Origin of the sequence: Pseudobacter sp., assembly GCF_051955275.1 — a bacterium.
In the GTDB taxonomy this organism is placed as follows: Bacteria; Bacteroidota; Bacteroidia; order Chitinophagales; family Chitinophagaceae; genus Pseudobacter.
Genome location: NZ_JBQCGW010000121.1, coordinates 28,523 through 51,845, shown reverse-complemented (window position 1 = coordinate 51,845; position 23,323 = coordinate 28,523). Strand labels below are relative to the sequence as shown.

Below are 23,323 nucleotides of genomic sequence, written 5' to 3'. Positions count from 1 at the left end.
CTCATATTTAATGGAAGAACACCACAAAAAATGCAGCGTAGAAAATTCATTCAACAGGCAGGTTTACTCGCAGGTGGATTGGTGATTGCAGGATGGCATGCAGCCAGTGGATATACTGCAAACGATAAGAAATTAAAAGGGATTGTCCGCTCCGGAAAAAAAGGAATTGCAGGCGTGATTGTCAGCGATGGCTACAGTGTTGTGGCCACTGATAATGCCGGCAGATTTGAAATGGAAATCCACCCGGATGCGGTGGCGGTTTTTGTTTCAACGCCGTCAGGATATGCTTTCCCCCAGGAGAAAAACATTGCACGTCATTATAAAATGGTATCGGATATCAATAAGCGAAAAGACCTGGTGTTCAACCTGGAGAAACTTGCCAGGAATGATGAAGAGCATCAGTTTGTGATCTGGGCCGATCCGCAGGTAAAGACGAAGCAAGATGTTGAGAAGATGATGGCGAAGGCAGTACCCGATGTACAGCAGTGGGTAAACGCTGCCGGAGCAGGTGCCCTGATCCATGGTATCACCGTTGGTGATATCGTGTGGGATAATCATGCGCTCTTTGCCGATTACGATGAAGCGGTAGGGCAGATGGGCATTCCTTTCTTCCAGTGCCTGGGCAATCATGATATGGACTACAGGCAGGGAGGAGATGAAATGTCCGATAAAACTTTCCAGAAACTATACGGTCCTACCTGGTATTCTTTCAACCGCGGCAAAGCACATTATGTGGTAATGGATGATGTGCGTTATCTTGGTAATGAAAGAGAATATGATGGATATATATCGCAGCAGCAGCTTGACTGGCTGGCGAAGGACCTTCAGTTCGTTCCCAAAGATCACCTGGTGATCCTCAATGTGCATATTCCCGTGCACAATGGCGTAAAGAACAATCTGGAATTGTATGAAGTGCTGAAGAATCACAGTAATGTTCATATCATGAGTGGTCATACCCATTACCACCGCAATGTGGTGATCGGGAATATCTATGAGCACAATCACGGTACCGTATGTGGTGCCTGGTGGACCGGCCCTATCTGCGGCGATGGTACTCCCTGTGGATATGGCGTGTACAGTGTGAAAGGAACAGAGCTGAGCTGGCAGTACAAGTCTACCGGACATGATACCAGCTTCCAGTTGACTGCCAGCATCAATGAAAAAGAGAAAGAGAAAGAAGTGATCGTGAACGTATGGAATTACGATCCGGAATGGACAATCAATTGCACCAGTAATGAGGGAACCAGCATCAAAGCTGAGAGGTTCAAAGGACTGGACCCTGTTGCCGTTGCATTGTATCAGGGCCCTGAACTGCCCAAGCCACGCGGCTTTGCGGAACCCAGCAAAACCGATCATCTTTTCCGGGTGAAGGTACCTGCGTCTGCTCAGAATATAAAAGTGGTGGCAACAGACCGCTTCGGGCAACAATATGAAACAACAGTTACAGTATAGGAATTGCTTATAAAAGTCAACATACAAAATAAACGCTACGATATGCAGCCATACATTCTCGCACTAGACCAGGGCACTACCAGTTCCCGAGCTATCATCTTTGATCAGCAGGGTGGTATCGTGAGCCTGGCTCAGAAAGAATTCCAGCAGATCTATCCGCAGCCCGGCTGGGTAGAACATGATCCTACCGATATCTGGAGCACCCAGGTGGCGGTGGCCGCTGAAGCCATCGTAAAGGCAGGGCTTTCTTCCGGACTGATCAATGCCATCGGTATTACCAACCAACGGGAAACCACCATTGTGTGGGACCGTAAAACAGGTGAGCCGGTATACAATGCCATCGTATGGCAGGACCGCCGTACGGCCGAGTTCTGTGATCAGTTGCGTGCTGATGGTCATGCTTCCATGATCCAGCAGAAAACCGGATTGATAGTGGATGCTTACTTTTCGGCCACCAAAGTGAAGTGGATCCTCGATAACGTTAAAGGGGCCCGCGAACGCGCCAATGCCGGTGAACTGGCATTCGGTACGGTTGACAGCTGGCTGATCTGGAACCTTACTTCCGGTAAAGTGCATGCAACGGATGTTACCAATGCATCGCGCACCATGCTGTACAATATTCATTCTCTTCAGTGGGATAAAGAGTTGTTACAACTGCTGGATGTTCCTGTCTCCATGTTGCCGGAAGTAAAGAATTCAAGCGAAGTGTTTGGGCATACAGCCACACAGCTGTTCTCTGCCGATCTTCCCATTGCGGGAGTGGCGGGCGATCAGCAGGCCGCACTCTTCGGGCAGATGTGCACAAAGAAAGGGATGGTGAAAAATACTTACGGAACAGGTTGTTTCATGCTGATGAATATCGGTGATCAACCTATCGTATCACAGAATAACCTGGTGACCACCATCGCCTGGAAGATCGGTGACCAGGTGCAGTACGCACTGGAAGGCAGCATCTTCATCGGAGGCGCTGTTGTGCAGTGGTTACGTGATGGGCTGGGCATCATCCGTGCTTCGGGAGATGTGGAAGAGCTGGCGCAGAAAGTACCGGATACCGGTGGTGTGTACCTGGTGCCTGCCTTTGCAGGATTGGGAGCTCCTCACTGGAATCAGTATGCGCGCGGTACGATGGTGGGTATCACCCGCGGAACGGAGGCTTCGCATATTGCGCGCGCGGCACTGGAAAGCATTGCCTACCAGACCATGGATGTGCTGAAGGCGATGGAAGCGGATGCAGGTGTAGAGATCGCTGAGCTGCGGGTTGATGGAGGTGCCACTGCCAATAACCTGCTGATGCAGATCCAGGCGGATGTGCTGCAGGCTTCGGTGGTGCGTCCGGAGATCACGGAAGTAACGGCCATCGGTGCCGCGTATCTTGCAGGCCTGGCAACAGGTGTATGGAAGAGCGCAGAAGAGATCCAGCAGCAATGGAAGATCAACCGCAGCTTCAAGGCTGACGGAAATACAGATATTGCTTCGAAGATCAAAGGATGGCAACGTGCTATCAGGGCTGCCAAAGCCTGGGCCGAAGAATAATCCGGCTGCTTTCGCTTCAAATTTTCTTAACCAGAACCAAACCTTCTTATGACAGCATTTATAGCAGAGATCATCGGCACCGCAGTGCTCATTCTGTTGGGCAATGGCGTTGTGGCCAATGTGGTACTCAATAAAACAAAAGGAAACGGGGGAGGATGGATAGTGATCACTACTGCATGGGCCCTTGCCGTATTTACAGGCGTTGTGATTGCGGGCCCCATCAGTGGAGCACATCTCAATCCGGCCGTGACCGTTGGATTGGCCGTTGCCGGCAAATTCACCTGGGACCTGGTACCTGAATATATGCTCGCGCAGTTGCTGGGGGCAATGATCGGCGGCTTCCTGGTATGGTTGATATATAAAGACCATTATAAAGAAACAGCAGATGCGGGCGCCAAGCAGGCTACTTTCTGTACGGCCCCTGCCATCAGGAACAATGCATCCAATCTGATCAGCGAGATCATCGGCACCTTTGTGCTGGTGTTCACCATATTCTATTTTACTGATCCTTCTTTCGGAGGCAAAGACCCTGTACCATTGACCAATATCGGAATGGGGTCTATCGGTGCAGTGCCGGTGGCCTTCGTGGTATGGGTGATCGGTCTGAGTCTGGGTGGCACTACCGGTTATGCCATCAATCCTGTACGTGATCTTGGCCCGCGCATCATGCATGCCATCCTTCCGATACCCGGTAAGGGATCGAGTGGCTGGGATTATGCATGGATCCCGGTGATCGGACCGGTACTGGGCGCAGCAGCGGCTGCCGGATTGTATATCCTGTTACAAAAATAAGCTCTTATAAAAATGAAACTGATCCTTCCCCTCCTTGCGGCAGGCTGCCTGGCGGCCTGTGGCACAACAAAACAGGCATCATCAAGACTGGCAGGTTATCCTTCATTCTACAAAGAAGGTCATCGTGGCGCTCGTGGATGGATGCCTGAGAATACAATACCTGCCATGAAGAAAGGTATTGAACTGGGTGCTAATATCATTGAAGTGGATGTGTATGTAAGTAAAGACGGACAGGTGCTGATTGCCCATGATCCCTTTGTGAACACCGGTATCTCCACGCTGCCGGGTGGCCATAGCGTATCGAAGGATAGTGCCAGACTGTATACCTGGCACCAGATGAACTATGCAGATATCCGCAGGATCGATGTAGGGGCGAAGGGCAATAGCGCTTTCCCTAAGCAGGTGCCTACGCCGGCTTATATGCCGCTGATGGGCGAGCTGATCGATTCAGTGGAAGCGTTCACGGCATCCCGGAAAATGAAGCCGGTGATCTACAATATCGAGATCAAGAGCAGTCCGAAAATGGATGGAGTATATCAGCCGACTCCGGATGTGCTGGTGAAAGCGGTGATGGATGTGGTGAAGACAAAGCAGATCGGTAAAAGATTTTATCTGCAATCATTCGATATGCGTCCCTTGCAGGAAGCGCATAAAAAATACCCGGATGTGACCATTGGTTTTCTCACGGGTGACGCAAAGAAGAGTGTGGAAGAGAACCTGCAGGCGCTGGGTTTCAAACCAGACATTTATAGCCCTGCTTACCAGTTGGTGAAGGCGGAAACAGTAGCTGCCTGCAAAAAGCAGGGGATGAAACTGGTGCCCTGGACGGTGAACACGGCTGCTGAAGTGGAGCAGATGGTGAAGCTGGGTGTAGATGGTATCATCACGGATTACCCGGATCTGCTTACGAAGTACTAAATATTTGTAATGTTCAAAACAGCGGTCATTCTTAACCGGGAAAGGTTTTGCGTGATCGCTGTATTATTTATCCGTACATCTACTATTTTTTATAATCTGTTTTTTCTATACTTTTGATTCATCATCAGTCAATCCCCGCGACTGACCCTCTGATTTGGTACTGATATCAGCTTTTATCATTTACAACCCCGACTCCTGCACTGTAGTTACGCTTCAGTCATTTTCACATTACCCTTACTGAGCTCTGGTTGATAGCATTGATAGCAATTATTAACCTTTTTTAATTGATCCTGCTTATGAACAAAATTTACAAGCCAGGGTTTGTTGTTGTATTGCTGTTACTGATCTCCATTGGAACTTTTTCTCAATCTGTGACGCCGGCTACTTTCAATGTGGCGGGTGGTACGTATCAGAATGCTGATTCGTATTTTCAGTTTGAGTGGAGTCTCGGGGAGTCATCATTAATAAGTGCATTCGCAACGGCAGACAGTTCCTTGTTCCTTACCCATGGCGTATTACAACCCTGCACAGACAAAGCAGAGAAGTCTCCATTCATTGTGTATTTCGAAACAACGGACATCAAACTTTTTCCCAATCCAACAAAGGGGAGGTTTGAAGTGGATTTCTTTGTGCGGCAGACGGGCCGTATGGAGATCCAGCTGGCGGACGCTACCGGCAAAGTGCTGGAGAAGCGTACCTATCCCTATGACGGCTGTTGCCGCATAGAGTATTTTGATCTCACTCCTTACCAGAATGGTGTGTATTTCGTGATCGCTACTTTATATCCCAGTACCAATCGCCCGGGTGACAACCTGAATGTGGTACGTCACAGCGGATTCAAGGTGGTGAAGAATGCCCACCGTTAAACGTATTGCATTATCCCTCCAATAGTGCAGCCTTTTCTTCGTGATTGTTCAATAACCTATCAACAAAGCAACAACTATGAGACAATTTTTACTGGCATTATCAGCCCTGTTACTGATAGCAGCAGGCAGTTATGCGCAGGCGCCCGGACTTATGAATTACCAGGGCGTAGCAAGAAATGCAGTAGGCAATGTGCTTGCCAATACCAAGATCACTTTACGTTTATCCATACGTGATAATTCAAGTGCTGGTCCGATCGTTTATTCTGAAACAAGATCCATTACCACCAATACGGTTGGTCTTTTCAACGTACAGATGGGAAGCGCCGGGGCTACCAATGTTACGGGAACACTTCCCACTGTCAACTGGGGAGTTGGTAACAAATTCATCCAGGTTGAGATCGATCCGGCTGGTGGAAGTTCATTCGTCAATATCGGTACCTCACAACTGGCTTCCGTGCCATTTGCCATGAGTGCCGGAAACAGTGCGCCTACCGGACCTGCCGGCGGCGCGCTCACCGGAACCTATCCTAACCCGCAACTGGCCAATGGAGCTGTTGATGCAGGTAAGATCGCCAATGGCGCTATCACCCAGGCAAAACTGGCTCCTGGTATCACTGCCATACCGAGTGGTGCGGCGGGAGGTTCGCTTACGGGCAATTATCCCAATCCCACCATTGCGGCCAATGCTGTGAGTGCAGCGCAACTGGCCAACAATGCTGTGAACAATACAAAGATCGCTGACGGTGCAGTGAGCACTACCAAACTGGTGGATGCTTCTGTAACTACACCCAAGATAGCAGATGGTGCTGTTACGCTTGCCAAGATCGCTCCGGGTGTTATCCCTGTTGGCTTGCCTCCTACAGGCGCAGCAGGTGGCAGCCTGGCAGGTACTTATCCCAATCCCACCATTGCTGCCAATGCGGTAACCACTGCTGAGATCATGGATGGTGCTGTTGTTGCCGCTAAACTGGCCGACGGCAGCGTACTGACTATCAAGCTGGCTGATGCTGCTGTAACCACCGCTAAAATAGCCGATGCAAATGTGACCACCCCCAAGTTGGCTGACGCATCTGTAACGCTTGCCAAAATTGCGCCGGGCGTTATTCCTGCTTCATTACCTCCAAATGGTGCAGCGGGTGGTGATCTCAGCGGCAGTTATCCGAATCCGTTAGTTGCTCAATTACAGGGAAGGCCTTTGAGCAATGCTGCTCCGGCCCTCAATAATATTTTAAAATGGGACGGCGCCAGCTGGATACCGGCAGCGCCGGGCGGCGGCGGCAGCTTTACGATTCCATATGCCAGTGTTGAAAACGATCCGGCCACTTTGTTCTCTCTCACCAATGATGGTGATGGAACATCCCTGGAAGGTGTCAACAACACCACTACATCCAGCGTTGCTGCTGTAAGAGGTATCATTTCCAGCACTGCCCCGGGAGGTTTTTCTTCCGCAGTCCGTGGTATCAACAATGGTACCGGCGGTCTGGGTATCGGTGTATGGGGTAGCCAGGCCGGAAGCGGCTGGGGCGTATATGGTGTAACCCCTAATGGACTGGGTGTTTATGGTAATTCCTCTGCCAACGGATACGGTGTGTATGCCAATAGCAATACCGGTACCGGTTTGCAGGCAACCAGTAACAATGGGATTCCTGCTTCTATTTCCATCTTCAACAATGCCAACAACAACAATGCTCTGGTGGTGAATTCAGTTGGTAACGGAACAGTAGTGAATGTTACCACTTCCGGTAATGGCGTTGGTGTACGTGCCACAACCGGCGGAGGTTTTGGTATCCATGGTATCACGTCTGCACAATCATCCGCCGGTGTTGTGGGGGATAACAACGGAGGTGGTGAAGCAGTGGTAGGCCGTACAACATCCGATATTGCCGGTGCAGTAGTGGGAAGGAATGATGGCGGCGGATACGGTGTACGGGGCTTCATTGCCACCAGTACTGCCAATACAGGTGCGGGTGTGCTGGGGCAAGTGGGCATTAACAACAGTACAGGTATGGCAGGAAAATTCGAGAATTTCAATCAGAACAATACGGAAGCCAATATCCTCGATGTAGTGTCAAACAGTAACGGTAATATTCCTGACAATACATTGGGTAACGCTTCTTCATTCCTGCTTGATAATACAAATAGTGTAGGCGCAGCCGTTAGAGCCGAGGTGAATACCATTTTTGGTAATTTCGGGGCAGCCGGTGTATTTGGTATTTCTTCAGGTACAGGCGGCCGTGCCGGTCTCTTCTACGCTTCCAATCCTGCCGGTAATGGCGCTTCACTGATTGCCCTTACGGATGGAAATGGAAATGCTATCACTGCCAATGCAGGTAAAGATGGCAATGGTGTTGAAACCAATATCGATGGTGCAGGTACTGCATTGTATGCCTGGGTGCCTTCTTTTTCAGAAGGACGTGCAGGCAGGTTCGAGATCTTCAATGAAGACAATGAGAATGATGTAATATCAGTAAAAACTGTAGGCAATGGTACTGCAGGTAATTTCTTTGTAGACCGCACTACCGGTACATCTCCTGCCATCAAAGCAGAGGTGAATTCGCAATTCGCCAACTTTGGCACTGCTGGTATCTTTGCAGAGTCTTCGGGCACCGGTGGTTATGCAGGCTTGTTCTATGCATCCAATCCGGCCGGTAATGGCCCGTCTTTACTGTCACTTTCAGATGGAAACGGAAATGCCATCACTGCCAATGCCGGGGGTAATGGTGATGGTGTAGAAGCTTCCTGTGATGGAGGCGGTAACGCTATCTCCGGTTTCATTCCCAATTTCGGTACCGGTAAAGCAGGCAGATTTGCCAACTTCAATAATGCCAACGGACAACCGGTAGTTCATGTAACTACTACCGGTACTGGTTCCACGCTGCTGATCAATCATCAGGGCGCATCAGGCAATATTGCTCAATTTCAAAGCGCTTCAGCAAACGTGGCACGGATCAATAAGGCAGGACGCGGGTTTTTCAATGGCGGTACCCAGAACAGTGGCGCCGACGTGGCGGAATCCTTTGCTGTTACCGGTTCTGTGAATGCTTATGAAGCAGGCGATATCCTGGTGATCTCCACGAGTGCGGACCGTACCGTTGAAAAATCAAGCGCTCCCTATTCAACGCTGGTAGCAGGTGTATATGCTACAAAACCTGGCGTATTGCTCACTGAAAGTGATATCGATGCTGATCTGTCCGGTGAAGTTCCGATGGGCGTTATTGGTGTGATACCTACCAAGGTTTGCCTGGAAGGCGGCGCCATCAAACGCGGCGACCTGCTGGTTACTTCTTCCATTGCAGGTGTGGCCATGAAAGCTGACCCTGATAAGGTGAAAGTTGGACAGGTGATCGGAAAAGCGTTGCAGGATTATGATGCCAATGTAACCGGTAAGATCAAGGTGCTGGTTAGTATAAAATAACTGATTTAAATAAATATTATGAGAAGAATAAATTTGCTCCTGTGCATCATTACACTTGTAGTTGCAAACAACAACCTGATGGCGCAGGACGATAGAACATCATTCGATAAAAGCCGGAAGATCTCCGATCAGTTGAAGAATGGAACTGCACCGGGAATGAGGTTTGCTCCTGTCACCCACAAAAAAGTGAAAAGAGAAGAACCAGACCGTGCTAAGATTTCCACCCGCTTTAGTGAACAACTGAAAAATGGTACATTGGAAGGCAATAATGTGGCACGTGGAGGCGGTGGTACTAAATCCCGTACCATCAATACCAATGCAAGACGAAGCAATGCAGGCTCATCCAAACTTCCCAGTGATCAGCAAAGCAGCAAAACGCCCGAAACAACTCCGGCCGTTGATGTGAAGCAGCCTTCACAGGGTGGGGTAGCGCAGCCAGACCTGAAAGTAGTGGTGCCCAAATCAACAAAAAAAGATCCAACACCAGCGCCTGCTGCGGGTAATGCGCCCGACGCCGGTAAGCTGAAAAGGAATTGATACAGGAAATACAGGTAAAGCAGCACCGCAGTATATTTTTACTGCGGTGTTTTTTTTAATAATCCGCGAATGCGATTAGCTGAACAGGAACTGGATATCGTCTTCCGTGAGTGCCTTTACAAAGCCTTCGTCTTCTGAAACCAGGTCCTCCGCCAGTTGTTTCTTTCGCTGTTGCAGCTGAATGATCTTCTCTTCGATAGTGTCTTTACAGATCATCTTATAAGCAAAGATATTCTTCGTTTGTCCGATACGGTGAGTACGGTCGATCGCCTGCTGCTGCACGGCTGTATTCCACCAGGGGTCTACCAGGAATACGTAACTGGCTGCGGTGAGGTTCAGACCCGCGTTGCCTGCTTTCAGACTGATAAGGAAAACGTTGGTGGTATTGCCTTCCTGCTGGAATGCTTCCACCATTTCGGCTCTCTTCGCCGGAGGTGTTGAGCCGTCGAAATGGAAGAACTCAATTCCTTTGGCGGTGCATGCTTCGGCCAGGAGGTCAAGCATGCTGGTGAACTGGGAAAATACCAGTACTTTCTGATCCTTCAGGTTATTGCTGAGCTCGTCCATCAGCATTTCCATTTTCACGGCATCATCGGAGGTGCGGTCTTCCGATGGAAGCAGCATGGGAGAGTTGCAGAGCTGACGCAGTTTCAGCATGCCCTGCAGCACGGCCAGCTTGCTCTTGTTGAGGCCTTCGCTCTTGATATTGAGAAAGAGGCTGCTCCGGATGCTGTCGCGGATAGTATCGTACATCGCTTTCTGAGCGCTGCCCATTTCGCACCACATCACGATTTCCGTTTTTGCAGGGAGGTCTTTTGCCACCTGGTTCTTGGTCCGGCGCAGGATGAAGGGGGCAGTGAGTTTCTGAAGTCCCTGGATCCTGGCTTCATCACCATTGCGATCGATGGGATCCGCATATTCACGCTTAAAGAATTCCCGGCTGCCGAAGATGCCCGGTAGCAGGAAATCCAACTGTGCATAGAGATCGAATGTATTGTTCATCACGGGCGTACCACTCAGTGCAATGCGGGAAGCGCACTGGAGCCTGGCCACCGCCCTGGTGATCTGTGCTGCGGGGTTCTTGATATTATGGCTTTCATCCAGCACTACTACTCCAAATGGTTTGTTGCCCAGGTGATCGATATCCGAGCGGATGGTGCCGTAGCTGGTGATCACGATCTGTGATTTTGCATTCTGCAGCGTGCTCACATCACGGTCGCTTCCATGATACACCCAGGTACTGATCCCCGGTGCAAATTTCAGGAGCTCGGACTGCCAGTTATAGATCAGGGAAGAGGGAGCGATGATGATGTGCACGGCTTCAGGGTTCACTTGCAGCTGGTGGGCGAGAAAGCAGATGGTCTGTAATGTTTTACCCAGACCCATGTCATCGGCCAGACAGGCTCCTGCGCCTGCTTCTGCGAGCAGCTGCATCCATTCGAAACCTTTCTGCTGATAGGGGCGAAGGGTGGCGTTCACGGAAGGAGGTACGGGATAAAGCGTCGATTCAGGATCCTGCCAGCGGACCCAGCGTTGGCGCCAGCCTTCCTGCAGCGCAGGTTTGAGGGCAGACACCTGCTCTCCGTTCTTCTGTTCGCCGAAGGCCATCCATTTGCTCACTTTCATTTCCTTCTTGTTCAGTTTGCCATGTTTGAAGATGGCGCCGAACTGTTGCAGCCATTCATCGTCCAGGATACCGAAGGAGCCATCTTTCAGCATGATGGTGCGTTGTCCTGCCAGCAGTATCTTCTGCAACTCTTCGATGGGAATGGCTTCTTCGCCAAAACTCACTTTCACTTCCATAATGAGGAAATGCTCTTCTTCACGAAGAATATTCATCAGGGTTTCCGGCTTGAACTGCGAGTAGCGGAAATGCTGTAGCATATCCATGCCCGTTAGTTCGATATTCAGCTCGAGTAATTTATGGTAGGCTTTGAGGAACCATTGCTTTTTCTGTGCTTCCGCAAAAGGGAGGTAAAAGTAGCCGTTCATCTGTTTGCTGAAGAGCGGATGCATGCCTTCCAGCAGTTGTGTGAACTGTGTTTCCGCTTCTTTGTTGCGGTTGATTCGGTACACTTCTCCCTGGCGGTTGAACTCCACACTTTCTTTATAAGGGCCTTCAATCAGGAAACCATCATACAGCCATTGTGGCGTCAGCATCAGGAAAGAATTGCTCAGCTCACTCAGCATCACGCGGTTCACGGGAAGGGCGTCGATGGCTTTCTGCTCGAAGAGCTGGTTGCGGTTGACGGTATAATCCTCTTCCAGTTTGCCCAGGATCTCGCGGGCCAGTCCCTGCGGATCTTTGCTGTACTGAGCGGGCTTCTGCTGCTCCAGCCATTCGAGGGTCTGGAAGTCTTTAAAGGCGAGCAGGTAATATTCGTTCCGGCTTTCCAGCAGGAAATGATAGCGGGTAAAACCGGTGAGCGGGTAGGGCTGGTTGTTCAGGGTGATGGTGGTGCGAAGCTCCAGTCCGGCTGGCTCTTTCACTACCTCAAACTGCAATTGCGGTTTGTAAACGCTGAACACGCAGGGGCCGGTCCTGTAATTCCCTTTATCGGTCTTGATCTTATGGAACCATTTTGCCAGAACGGCAAAAGGCTTGAGTGTTTCCAGCACACCGTGCAGTTCCCGCAGCATGGCGTTGCGGAAGAAGGGCTCAAAGGCTACACCTGCGCGTTTGATGGTATAGCGTTGTTTGATCTGGCCGATGATATTGCTGACACCGGCTTTGGAGAACTGGATCAGCAGTTCCCTGGCAGGCTTGGGCAGTTGTTCGTATTTACTTTTGATCTCGGCGGCATCCAGTTCTTTATTGATGAAGGTGGTGCCTTTGGCATTCTTCACAATGTGGAGGCTTTCCAGGATCTGATGGTCTTCCAGCATTTTCTGCGGGCTTAACAGGAGAACGGTCTTCAGCTCATCTTTCATTGCCATAGGTAAACTCCGGACTTTTGGCCGCGAACATACAAATTTTTACGGCGGTGCTCTAAAGTGAATGATCATTCACTTATCTTTGTATGAATATGCGCACGCGCGACGAAAATAAGATTATTGCCATCAGGGAGAAGGCCATTGACCTGATGGTGGAGGAGGGCCTCGACGGCTTCAGTATTCAGAAGCTGGCGAAGGCGGCGGGCGTGTCTCCGGCCACTATTTATATCTATTACAAAGACCGCGAGGATCTCATCATCCAGCTGGCTACAGAGCTGACCAATATCTTGCTGGAATGGAGTTTACAGGGCTTTGATCCGGAAATGAGCTTCGCTGAGGGGTTGAAAGTGCAGTGGAAGAACCGGGCGGCGCATTTCATGAAATATCCGAAGCATGTGGAGTTCATGGAGCATATCCGTTATTCGCCGCTGTATGAGAAGGTGCGTGTTCAGATGACTTCGCAGTTTGGCGAAGTGATGGGCGCATTCGTTCACAATGCTGTCCGCAATAAGCAACTACACAAGCTTTCATTTGAAGTGTATTGGGCTGTGGCTTTCGCACCATTGTACCAGTTGATGAAATACCATTCACAGGGGAGGAGCCATAAGAGCGAGCATTTCGCGCTCAGCAACAGGATCCTGATGCAGGCCTGTGAACTGGTGATCAAAGGTCTTACACCCTGACCTTATTTTTTTTCTATTTTTTTAAATGAATGTTCATTTTGTTCTCGTGTTAATTTAATCCTTATATGACAAGTTCAACAAGGGCTTCCAAACAAAAGCTATTCAGTTCTTACCAGGTGTTCATGATAGCCATGATGTCTGTTCTGCACTTCACTATCATCGTGGACTTTATGGTATTGAGTCCACTGGGGGCCATCCTCATGCCTAAGTTAAATATGCATCCGGGTGAGTTCGGCATGGTGGTTTCTGGTTATGCGTTCAGTGCGGGGATCTCCGGCATCATTGCCGCAGGGTTTGCAGATAAGTTTGACAGGAAGAAAATGCTGGTGTTTTTCTATATCGGGTTCATCATCGGAACCTTTCTTTGCGCTATAGCTTCCAGCTTTGAATTCCTGCTGATAGCGCGGATCGTTACAGGTTTATTCGGTGGTGTGATCGGTTCTATCGGTTTCGCTATTCTGACTGACCTGTTTGCTGTGGAAGTAAGAGGCAGAGTGATGGGCTTTGTTCAGATGGCGTTGTCAGCCAGCCAGGTTCTCGGTATTCCCATTGGTTTGTATCTGGCCACGCATCTTAGCTGGCATGCGCCTTTCTGGATGCTCGTGATCTTTTGTACTATTGTACTGGTGCTGATTATCCGTTTCATGAAGCCTGTTACCGGTCACCTGGCTGCAAAGGGTACCCGGGATCCCATCATGCATCTTATTGCAACTGTTTCCAATAAACAATACCTGCTTGCATTTGCCACTACTACCTTACTGGCTACCGGTGGTTTTATGCTAATGCCATTCGGCAGTGCATTCAGCACCAATAATCTTGGTATCACGCTGAACCAGCTGACCCTGCTTTACCTGGTTTCCGGCATCTGTAATATGATCATTGGTCCATTTGTTGGAAAGGCATCCGACAGGTTCGGGAAATATCCCATTTTCGTGATCGGTTCCCTGCTTACCATCATCATGGTGCTGGTGTATACCAACCTGGGACCGATACCGGTATATGTTCTGATTCTGATCAATGTGGTGATGTTCACTGGTATTTCTTCCCGTATGATCGCAAGCTCGGCACTGCTCTCTGTAGTTCCTGCCATGCAGGACAGGGGAGCATTCATGAGCATCAATTCTTCTGTACAGCAGATCTCCGGCGGCATCGGAGCTTTCATTGCCGGATTGATTGTGGTGGAAACCCCGTCCCATAAGATCATGCATTTTGATACTGTTGGATATGTTGTGGTGGTGACCAGCGTGATAACCATCTTTATGATGTACCTGCTGAACAATCTGGTGAAGCGCATCATGGCAGCGCGTGCTGCACATACAAACTAGTTTGCACTCTGACATTCCATAGCGCCGCTCCGGATTCCCGGGCGGCGCTTCCAGGTTTACAATTGTGTTCAGCGGATATTGGTATTGGAGGATATTCAATAACTTTCCTGTCCAAATTCAATCATCTCATGTTTAAGAAAGGAATGTTGCCATTGCTGGTATTACTGACTGGTATTGGCCTGGAAAGGACGATAGCTCAATCTTTGTATATGCCTGCGGATGTCCGTAAAGCCTATGCGAATAAAACGCGTTCCATGGATGGAAGGCCCGGGCCTAAATACTGGCAGAATAAAGCGCGGTACAATATCCAGCTGCAGGTGAACCCGCCCGACAGGAATGTGAAAGGCTCCGAAGAGATCGTGTATATCAATAACAGTCCGGATACCATCCGTAACCCCCAACTTAAATTATTCCTCAATATCCATTTGCCTGGGGCTGCAAGGGAGCGGGATGCGTACCGGGATTATCTCACCAGTGGTGTACATATAGAAAGCATCAAAGCAAATGGACAGGTCATTGAATGGCCTGCAGATTACCAGTCCACTTCCATGGGATTTGAACTGCCAAAAGCCCTTGCTCCCGGCGATTCCGTGCTGCTCAATATTCAATGGAACTTTGATGTTTCCGTACAGAGTGGCCGTGAAGGCATGATCGACAGCACCAGTTTCTTCCTGGCTTATTTCTATCCCCGTTTTGCAGTGTATGATGATTACAATGGCTGGGACAGGTCTGATTTTACTGACGGCCATGAATTCTATAACGACTTCAACGACTATACTGTAACCATCCAGGTCCCGAAAAATTTCATTGTATGGGGAACGGGCACATTGCATCAGCCTGAAAAGCTTTTGCAGCCTGAGTTTGCAGCACGATATGTTAGATCTCTTAAAGAAGATAAGAAGATCAGGATTGCCAGCAGGGAAGAAATGACTGCCGGTAAAGTAACGGCACAGCAGGAATTCAACAGCTGGAAATTTACATCTTCACATATTCCGGACGTGGCCTTTGGCCTCAGCGATCATTACGTATGGGATGCTGCCAGTGTGGTGGTAGATGAAAAGACCGGCCGCAGAGCCAGTGTTCAGGCGGCTTTTAATGATACGGCTGCAGACTACCATCATATGGTTGGATTTGCAGGAGATGCGTTGAAATGGTTCTCGCGCAACTGGCCGGGCATTCCTTATCCATATGAAAAGATGACTGTGTACCAGGGTTATGCAGGAATGGAATACCCCATGATGGCGAATGATGAATCATATGAAGACAGTGCTTTTTCAAGACTGGTAGCCAATCACGAGATCGCTCATACCTATATGCCATTCTATATGGGCATCAATGAAACCCGTTATGGGTTTATGGATGAGGGCTGGGCAACCACCCTGGAGTTGCTGATCGGGTATGAGTACATGGGCAAACAGCAGGCAGAAGAACTGTTCAAAATGTTCCGTGTCAATAACTGGACGAAAGACCGTTCTGCAGATATGGACCTGCCCATCATCACACCGGGAACATCGCTCACAGGAAAGGGGCTTAGCGCCAACCAGTATGGAAAGGCAGCGCTGGGCTATCTGGCTCTGAAAGACATGATGGGAGACGCCATGTTCAAAAAATGTCTGCATGCGTATATGGACCGCTGGCATGGAAAGCACCCGATCCCCTGGGATTTCTTTTATACGTTCAATGATGTGAACGGGAAATCGCTCGACTGGTTCTGGAACAACTGGTTCTTTGCTCCGGGTTATATGGATATCGGAATTGAACATGTGAACAAATCAGTGGTTACCCTAAGCAACACAGGCGGGAAGCCAATTCCTTTTGATCTGGAAATTACATTTGCAGATGGCTCCAAAAAAGTACAGCATTGTACTTCGCAGGTATGGGAAGCCAATCCGCATAAAGCAACCGTTACTGTTCCCGCTACAAAAGCAATCAGATCTGTAATGATCAATACCGGGTATTTCCTGGATGCGAACACCGCTGATAACAGTTTCACAACCCGATAAACCGCTGATATGATCATCCTTATTCAATGCCGCGACCAGGTTGGATTGGTAGCCGCAATTTCAGGAGTACTGGCTGCTGAGCAAATGAATATCGTTTCCTTACGCGAGTATGTGGACAAGCAGGCCAATCATTTTTTCATGCGGGTGGAAGTGGAGGAGGGGGAAGAGGTCCCCGAGCTTCAGCAACGATTGCAGCAGGTATTACCACCCGATGCCGTGGTGCAGGTGAATCCGCAGCCGCAAAAGCGCATAGTGGTACTTGTTACGAAGGAATACCATTGCCTGGCGGATATCCTGATCAGGAATTACTTTCAATCTCTAGGCGCCACGGTGCAGGCTGTGATCGGCCATTACGATACATTGGAAGATATCTGCCGCCGGTTTGATATTCCCTTTCATAAGATTGAGGTGCCTTCTTCTTCGAGGGTATTGTTTGAGCAGCAGGTGGAAGACCTGGTAAGGCAGTATGAGCCGGATTATATTGTGCTGGCAAAATTCATGCGGATCCTTTCTCCTGAGTTTGTGGCAAAATTCCCGATGCGGATCATCAATATCCATCATTCATTTCTTCCGGCCTTTGCGGGCGCGCAGCCGTACAAGCAAGCATTTGAGCGGGGAGTGAAACTGATCGGCGCCACGGCGCATTTTGTAACGGACCACCTGGATGAGGGCCCGATCCTGTCCCAGCAGATCATTCCGGTGAGCCATTCGGCTACCACGGCGGATATGGTAAAGGCAGGGAAAGAGATAGAAACGGCCGTACTGGCGCGGGGTTTGAGGCTGGTGTTGGAGGACAGGGTGTTTGTGTACGGAAATAAAACCGTGGTATTTGAGTAAGGGATTTGGTACGAAAGGAGTTAATGCTTAATATTGCAGCCCCAAGATTATTGGCCCGGATGGCGGAACTGGTAGACGCGCTAGACTCAAAATCTTGTTATCGAAAGGTAGTGCAGGTTCGATTCCTGTTCCGGGCACTTGAAAAGAAAAGGCTTTAAGTCGTTAGACTTGAAGCCTTTTTAGTTTATACCAATTTATTGTTTTGACGCCAATATTCAAATCATTGATCCGAAATAGTTTATATGGTTCGATTCCGGATGGGGCTAATTCTTGAAAATTAAATTACGAACTAAACTTGCCATTAACGATCCTGAGTTTTGTGTTCAGTATTGACTATTTTTTTGGCGCCAATGGAATATGATGTTTGACTTCATTCATTTTCAAAGTCCAACGTAAATCTTTATGTCCCATTTCGTCAAGTTGAATAATTAATTGTTTAGTTTGGTCAATTTTATTTATTACTTTCCAATAAAGGTCATGGTTACTTTGTGATGATGTAGTGTCAAAAATAATTTCATCGCCTATATTTATGTCTTCAAATTTGTATTCCATAATTCTAATTTAAAAGTATTTTTTCAATTTCTTCACTGGCTTATTTCAAAGCTTCTTTTGTTTGCTTTTCGATGGTAGGGAATAGAATTCCGTCAGCCGGAGCCGCTACCTGGCTTTTTGATAAAGTTAAATATTAAGAACTAAAGCTAGCCTTTATTCGTTGAGTCCGCGAACCGAAATACAGGACAATTACTCCTGCTGATTGTTTCAATATCATGCTCCATTTTTGGCAACGCCAATGTTAGGGGAAAGTTTAATCGTATCTATTATCTATATCTACCACGCATGGCTTGAATATTCCTAATATGCTCTTCACAAATTTCGCTATTCTCGCCGTTTTGGACTGCCGCATTTAATAAATTTACAACTTCTCTTTTATCGGTATATTGTGCTTGTGGATTTGCTTGCAAGATCTGTTCCAATACATTATCTACTTGCCATGATTTGATAAGAAACACATCATCTGGAATTAATTTCAAATCTCTAAATTTACAATTTCCAAAAAAGACTATAACGGAATAAAATGGGATCTTTTCAAATTGAGGAAGTTGATGAATTAAATCGGTTATATGCTTTTTGTTCTGAAATATAGGATTATAGAAACGGAATTTCTGATTGCCATAAGCAAGAACCTGTGTCCATTCTCTTTGATTTCCAGTTCCAAAAATCCAACCACTATATTCTTTTATTTCAAATACTATAATTCCAACTTTTGTCACCACTACTAAATCCATTTGAGAATATCTTCCATTTGAATTTCTCAAGTACAAGTCGTGAAAAATAGTTTGGGCAGGAATTCTACGCTTCAAAAGAGTCAACACCATTTTCCGTTCTGACTGTGTTCCTCGGTAAGGCTTGGTTACAGTCTTAAGCAGCTTTTGATCTCTGAGGTGTATAAAGATCAAAGCTGCTATTGCCAGTATGCCTAAGCTCCCTATAATAACTATTGCACTCAGATTCATTTTTATTTTCCTGAATGTTCTTTAAGAAACCTGCATTTAACGTTCATTCAGGGTTTGCAGCACGTGTGGAATTAGTATTTCGTCTTCCCCGAAGACGCTGCTGACTGATGAAATAAAAGTGCAAGTTAAAAATCAAAAACTCATTGGCATTCCGTCAAGCCCGGACTGAAGTCCAACAGCGAACCTGCTTTTGGATATCCATCCACACTTGCAGAAAAACCCATGTTGTATGCCTTACCTCTGTTCAGTCTAAGTTAATAGTCAAGGTAGAAATTGGAAAATAAATTCCAAAAGCGTCTTGAGCCAGCACTCAACATGAACTGGCAAGTCTCCCCCCCATAAATTAATGAGGGATTCAATACTAGCAACTAGATTATAAAAATTTATAGAATTTTAGAAAGGCATTTTCACCCTTTTTCATCCTTAATAGACAGAGACAAGAAATCAATAAATCGATTTCGCATTGACTATCAGGTGTTTAAGTTTAAAAATAAGCCTTAATTCTTCTTTCTCCTGGTTCGATAATTCTCTAACGAGGGGCACTACGAAAGGCTTGTAATCAATTGATTTGCAATCCTTTTTCTTTTTGGAGCAGTTGTATTCGGTCACTTTCCAACACTCTTTTACAGTTACGATCAGCATTGTTGACTGAAAAATGACTGACCGTATGACTGACATTTTTTACGTCATATTCCTGCACTACACCTGCACCCCGCACGAACTACCTACGCTTCCGCACGCACTGCACGCGAACTACAAAACGACTTCATCAACGTTACACCAAACCGCCATGACATGCCATTACTTATACATGACACTGACATACTTTTGCTATGCCAGTCACCACCGCCATTACACGATAAATATTTCACCGGCTTTTACCGCTTCTTCACAATTTGGAAAATGTTACTATCAAAAAGGCCATTGAGGTTAATAAACCCAATGCCCATTTCTTTTGGTGTGGTTGCATGCGCTGAATTCACCTTTTCAGGGGATTGCCCGGCTTGCATTTCTGTGGAAATTTGAACTGAAAAAAATATAAACAATGAAAAAGCTTATCCTCCTGCTGGCTGCTACCATGTTTGTTACTGTCTCCCTTCAGGCGCAGTTACTGAAAAAGATGGCAGACAAAGTGAACAGCGCCGTTCAGCGTTCAGTAGATAAAGCAATAGACAAATCAGTGGACAAAACCGTAGATAAAACAGTGGGGAAGCCTACCGGAAAAGCTGCGGAGAAAACAAAGGAAGGATCTGCAGGTTCTCCGGCATTTCCACCAGAAGCCGATGTGGTGAATCGTCCTTCCTACTTGGCAATCGACAGCAAAGACAATATGTATGTAATTGACAGGGATGGCATAGTAATGATCACTCCTGACGGAACCGTAAAGAGGATACACAGCAGTGGCGGCCATCACATAATTATTGATGAGAAAGATAATATGTTTATTATGTTCGGAAGTACCATCAATAAAATGAAAGTGGTCAACGGGAAATGTGAGACCGAGTATTATGCGGGCGATAAAAATTATAGTGGCTTCGAAGACGGGGATCTGAAGTCTGCAAAATTCAATAGTTTCAGAAGCGTAGCATTCGGCAGCAACGGGGATATCTATATTGCAGATGTTGCATCGAGCTGCTTGAAGAGCATAGGAGGCGTAAAAACCGGCCGGGTAGCTTATGAACCGGGTATTCCCGAAAAATTGAGGACAGATGGCAGCTGGGACTACTGGTGCATTATACGCAAGGTCAGCAATGGCAAAGTAACCACCCTGAAAAACAGTGAAGGCCAGTATCTGCTGCTTTGCCTGGCTGACATGGCCGTTGATAAGGACGATAATATCATTTTTTCAGGAGGAGGGATCAGTCGCTCAGTAAGGAAACTGAACACAAAAACACTGCAGGTAAACACCATGGCCGGTAAGCCTTACAAAAGACAGTGGTGCCCTGTTTACACTACCGGCGATACCAGCAAAGCCGAATTGTTCGACCCAGGGTACGTAGTGCTCGATAAAAAAGGAGACATCGTGTATGCCGATAACAGAAGCCATCGCATCACTAAAATTGCAAACGGGAAAGTGATCACTCTCGCAGGGAATGGCGCTATCGCAGATTGCGGAAAAAATATTGGCGGCTTTGCAGAAGAAGGGCATAAGGATGGTAAAGCGCTGGCAGCCCTTTTCAATTTTCCGGATTGCATGGCATATGATAGCAAAGGCAATCTCTTTATCGTAGATACGAAAAACCTGGTGATCCGCAAACTCACACCTGATGGTATAGTGAGCAGCTTCACGCCCTTCGACCGGTCAAAAGCAGATATCTCCAATTGATCTCAAAATAATGGTGCTGTTGAGGGTAATCGTCATTTCTTATTCAGACTCGTTACCGGATACTATGCATATCCTAAGGTTTGTAATCTGTACTAACTAGCTGATTAGTAGTATCTTGAACTGCCTGCTCCGGGCGCATGGAAGTCCTGTTGGTCATAAATCAACAGGACTTCTTCTTTATTTACCGAGAGCTTTGTGCGGTAAAAGACAGAAAATAGCAGTCCTGCATCTTTTACAATCAACTTGTGTATATTCGCCTGATACTACATTTATTTGTTTTTGGTTCTGATACATATATCCGTGCTAACCTAAATTACTAATCCGGTGGATGGCGGCCCTCTCAATAGCGACGAAGAACTTATCAGGCGTCTGAACGCTGGTGAAAGCGAAGCGTATTGCAAAGTTTATCAGCAGTTTTACCCTGTTGTAATGCTCCTGGCCAAAAAATATGTAGCCAATGAAACAGCCGCCGATATAACTGCCGAAGTATTTATCCGGCTTTGGAACCAGTCCAAACACTTTGAATCCTTACGACATCTGCTTAATTCGTTACAATTAACCACCAGGAATTTATGCATAGATCACCTGCGTCTGCAGAAAACCGAGGATAAACATTATGAACAGCTCAAACAGCTGAACGAACATGAAACAACTGACAGTATCCAGCAGGAATTGGTCAGGGCACGTGTTTATGGATTGATCCTGGAAGAGATCGATAAGCTCCCGGACTATCTCAGAGAAGTTTTCCGGCTTGCTTATGTTGAAGGGCTTGGAAATGACCAAATAGGAGAGCGGCTGAACCTGAAAGATTCTACAGTGCGTACCAAGAAGTCCCAGGCGCTTGAAATGCTACGCAAAAAACTTTCTGGTTTGGAGTTTGCGCTTCTTTTGGCCGCAATTCCCCCGGACTACTTCAATTAAAAAAATCCGGAAAAAATCCGGTAACAATTCCTTCATACTCCCGTAATTAAGATATGTCTGATTCCGGCGATATCAATATTATAAGTCAACTGCTCTTCAGGTCGATGACCGGTCAACTGGATGCGGCCGAAAGAAAGCAGCTGAATGAATGGCGCAACGCTTCCTCAGAAAACAACAGCATATACGAAGAATTTCAGCGTGCTGAGCTGTGGCAGAAAGAAGTGAGAACGCTATTGGATAACAGGCGGAAAGTAGACCAGGCTTTACTAAATGCTAATGTTCCTGTCAATCATATCGACAGGCCTGAGCCTGGCGAGGGGCATATAGTTCCCTTCAGAAGAAAATGGATCAGATATGCTGCGGCAGCAGTACTGCTGATCGGAGTTGGCGCATACTTTTACAGGAGCAACCCATCTGTAGTACAATCGGCGGCTGTGGCGAATAATAATGAACCGGCTGCTTCCTTTGATAAAGCAACGCTTACGCTCTCTGATGGTTCAGTGGTTCAACTTGATAGTGCCGGTATTGGAATGGTGGCAAAGGAAGGGGAGTCCAGGATAGTGAAATTGGAGGATGGTCAGGTAAAATATGAACCTGGTTCAGGCATGAACAACCACCTGATGAATGAAATGGCCACACCAACTGGCGGCCAATACAAGTTGACGCTGCCGGATGGCTCCAGGGTTTGGCTGAATGCTTCTTCCTCTATCAAATATCCGGTGGCTTTTACCAATGAGGAACGTGTGGTGTCAGTAAAAGGCGAAGTTTTTTTTGAAGTTGCAAAGGATGTAAAGAAACCCTTCCGTGTAAAAGTGGGTGACATGCAGATCGATGTGCTGGGCACAAGCTTTAATGTGAATGCCTATGACAATGAACCATTAGTAAAAACAACACTGCTTGATGGATCAGTGAAAGTGAGCAACAAAAAGAGAGCGGTACACCTTTCCCCGGAGGAGCAGTCACAGATGGATCTTAACGGACAATTTGTTGTAAAGAATTCAATCAATACAGAAGAAACGATCGCCTGGAAAAACGGATATTTTTATTTCGATAAAGTTGAACTTCCCATTATTCTCCGCGAATTTGCGAGGTGGTATGACCTTGATGTGGTATATGAAGGCGCTATTCCTGATGAAAAACTCCTTATCATCTTAAAGCGGAGCAGTAGCCTGCAATCGGTATTAGGCGCTTTACAGATCAATAATATAGATTTTGCCATCGATGGCAGAAAACTGATCATCAGATCTGCCCGTTGATCAGTCCACTA

At 47.4% G+C, this 23,323-nt stretch carries 17 protein-coding genes and 1 tRNA gene; 15 read left to right on the top strand and 3 right to left on the bottom strand.

Annotated features, from left to right (window positions below; genetic code table 11):
- Positions 1-30: 30 nt before the first annotated feature.
- From ACTHMC_RS10295 to ACTHMC_RS10265, 7 genes are all read left to right on the top strand, one after another.
- A complete protein-coding gene (locus ACTHMC_RS10295; RefSeq protein ID WP_440413027.1) occupies positions 31-1,452 on the top strand; it encodes a calcineurin-like phosphoesterase C-terminal domain-containing protein in 1,422 nt (473 codons plus the stop codon).
- A 42-nt stretch (positions 1,453-1,494) separates the two neighbouring features.
- Positions 1,495-2,985 (top strand): glycerol kinase GlpK, encoded by a 1,491-nt coding sequence (gene glpK, locus ACTHMC_RS10290; protein WP_440413026.1) that lies wholly within the window; start codon positions 1,495-1,497, stop codon positions 2,983-2,985.
- Positions 2,986-3,033: 48 nt separating this feature from the next.
- Positions 3,034-3,777: an MIP/aquaporin family protein gene (locus ACTHMC_RS10285; protein ID WP_440413025.1), complete on the top strand. Its 744-nt coding sequence runs from the start codon at positions 3,034-3,036 to the stop codon at positions 3,775-3,777.
- 12 nt (positions 3,778-3,789) lie between these two features.
- Positions 3,790-4,695: a glycerophosphodiester phosphodiesterase family protein gene (locus tag ACTHMC_RS10280; RefSeq protein WP_440413024.1), complete on the top strand. Its 906-nt coding sequence runs from the start codon at positions 3,790-3,792 to the stop codon at positions 4,693-4,695.
- A 296-nt stretch (positions 4,696-4,991) separates the two neighbouring features.
- Positions 4,992-5,561, top strand: a complete 570-nt coding sequence (locus ACTHMC_RS10275; RefSeq protein ID WP_440413023.1) for a hypothetical protein — start codon at positions 4,992-4,994, stop codon at positions 5,559-5,561.
- A 76-nt stretch (positions 5,562-5,637) separates the two neighbouring features.
- On the top strand, positions 5,638-8,976 hold the full coding sequence (locus ACTHMC_RS10270; protein ID WP_440413022.1) for a beta strand repeat-containing protein: 3,339 nt from the start codon (positions 5,638-5,640) through the stop codon (positions 8,974-8,976).
- A gap of 18 nt (positions 8,977-8,994) precedes the next feature.
- The gene (locus tag ACTHMC_RS10265; protein ID WP_440413021.1) at positions 8,995-9,513 is read left to right on the top strand and encodes a hypothetical protein; all 519 of its coding nucleotides are present in this window, start codon (positions 8,995-8,997) and stop codon (positions 9,511-9,513) included.
- 75 nt (positions 9,514-9,588) lie between these two features.
- Here ACTHMC_RS10265 and ACTHMC_RS10260 read toward each other — a convergent pair whose 3' ends face one another.
- Positions 9,589-12,450, bottom strand: coding sequence for a DEAD/DEAH box helicase (locus tag ACTHMC_RS10260; protein WP_440413020.1), 2,862 nt, complete (start codon positions 12,448-12,450; stop codon positions 9,589-9,591).
- Positions 12,451-12,533: 83 nt separating this feature from the next.
- On the opposite strand from ACTHMC_RS10260, the gene ACTHMC_RS10255 reads away from it, so the two are divergent.
- The 5 genes from ACTHMC_RS10255 (at position 12,534) to ACTHMC_RS10235 (ending at position 17,432) form a co-directional block, all read left to right on the top strand.
- Complete coding sequence (locus tag ACTHMC_RS10255) at positions 12,534-13,130, top strand: TetR/AcrR family transcriptional regulator (protein ID WP_440413019.1); 597 nt, start codon at positions 12,534-12,536, stop codon at positions 13,128-13,130.
- 65 nt (positions 13,131-13,195) lie between these two features.
- Positions 13,196-14,455 (top strand): MFS transporter, encoded by a 1,260-nt coding sequence (locus ACTHMC_RS10250; protein WP_440413018.1) that lies wholly within the window; start codon positions 13,196-13,198, stop codon positions 14,453-14,455.
- Between the two features lie 128 nt (positions 14,456-14,583).
- Positions 14,584-16,458 carry a M1 family metallopeptidase gene (locus ACTHMC_RS10245; RefSeq protein WP_440413017.1) on the top strand — a complete coding sequence of 625 codons (1,875 nt, stop codon included), beginning with the start codon at positions 14,584-14,586 and terminating at the stop codon, positions 16,456-16,458.
- Between the two features lie 9 nt (positions 16,459-16,467).
- Positions 16,468-17,295 (top strand): formyltetrahydrofolate deformylase, encoded by an 828-nt coding sequence (gene purU, locus ACTHMC_RS10240; RefSeq protein ID WP_440413016.1) that lies wholly within the window; start codon positions 16,468-16,470, stop codon positions 17,293-17,295.
- Positions 17,296-17,348: 53 nt separating this feature from the next.
- A tRNA-Leu gene (locus tag ACTHMC_RS10235) sits at positions 17,349-17,432 on the top strand.
- Between the two features lie 196 nt (positions 17,433-17,628).
- On the opposite strand, the gene ACTHMC_RS10230 is transcribed toward ACTHMC_RS10235, so the two are convergent.
- Positions 17,629-17,847: a hypothetical protein gene (locus ACTHMC_RS10230; RefSeq protein ID WP_440413015.1), complete on the bottom strand. Its 219-nt coding sequence runs from the start codon at positions 17,845-17,847 to the stop codon at positions 17,629-17,631.
- A 266-nt stretch (positions 17,848-18,113) separates the two neighbouring features.
- Positions 18,114-18,809 (bottom strand): nuclease-related domain-containing protein, encoded by a 696-nt coding sequence (locus ACTHMC_RS10225; RefSeq protein ID WP_440413014.1) that lies wholly within the window; start codon positions 18,807-18,809, stop codon positions 18,114-18,116.
- A gap of 1,045 nt (positions 18,810-19,854) precedes the next feature.
- Here ACTHMC_RS10225 and ACTHMC_RS10220 point away from each other — a divergent pair.
- The 3 genes from ACTHMC_RS10220 (at position 19,855) to ACTHMC_RS10210 (ending at position 23,312) form a co-directional block, all read left to right on the top strand.
- Positions 19,855-21,135, top strand: coding sequence for a hypothetical protein (locus ACTHMC_RS10220; RefSeq protein WP_440413013.1), 1,281 nt, complete (start codon positions 19,855-19,857; stop codon positions 21,133-21,135).
- Positions 21,136-21,459: 324 nt separating this feature from the next.
- Positions 21,460-22,056 (top strand): RNA polymerase sigma factor, encoded by a 597-nt coding sequence (locus ACTHMC_RS10215; RefSeq protein WP_440413012.1) that lies wholly within the window; start codon positions 21,460-21,462, stop codon positions 22,054-22,056.
- 53 nt (positions 22,057-22,109) lie between these two features.
- Entirely contained in the window at positions 22,110-23,312 is a 1,203-nt protein-coding gene (locus ACTHMC_RS10210; RefSeq protein WP_440413011.1) for a FecR family protein, read from the top strand.
- Positions 23,313-23,323 lie beyond the last annotated feature (11 nt).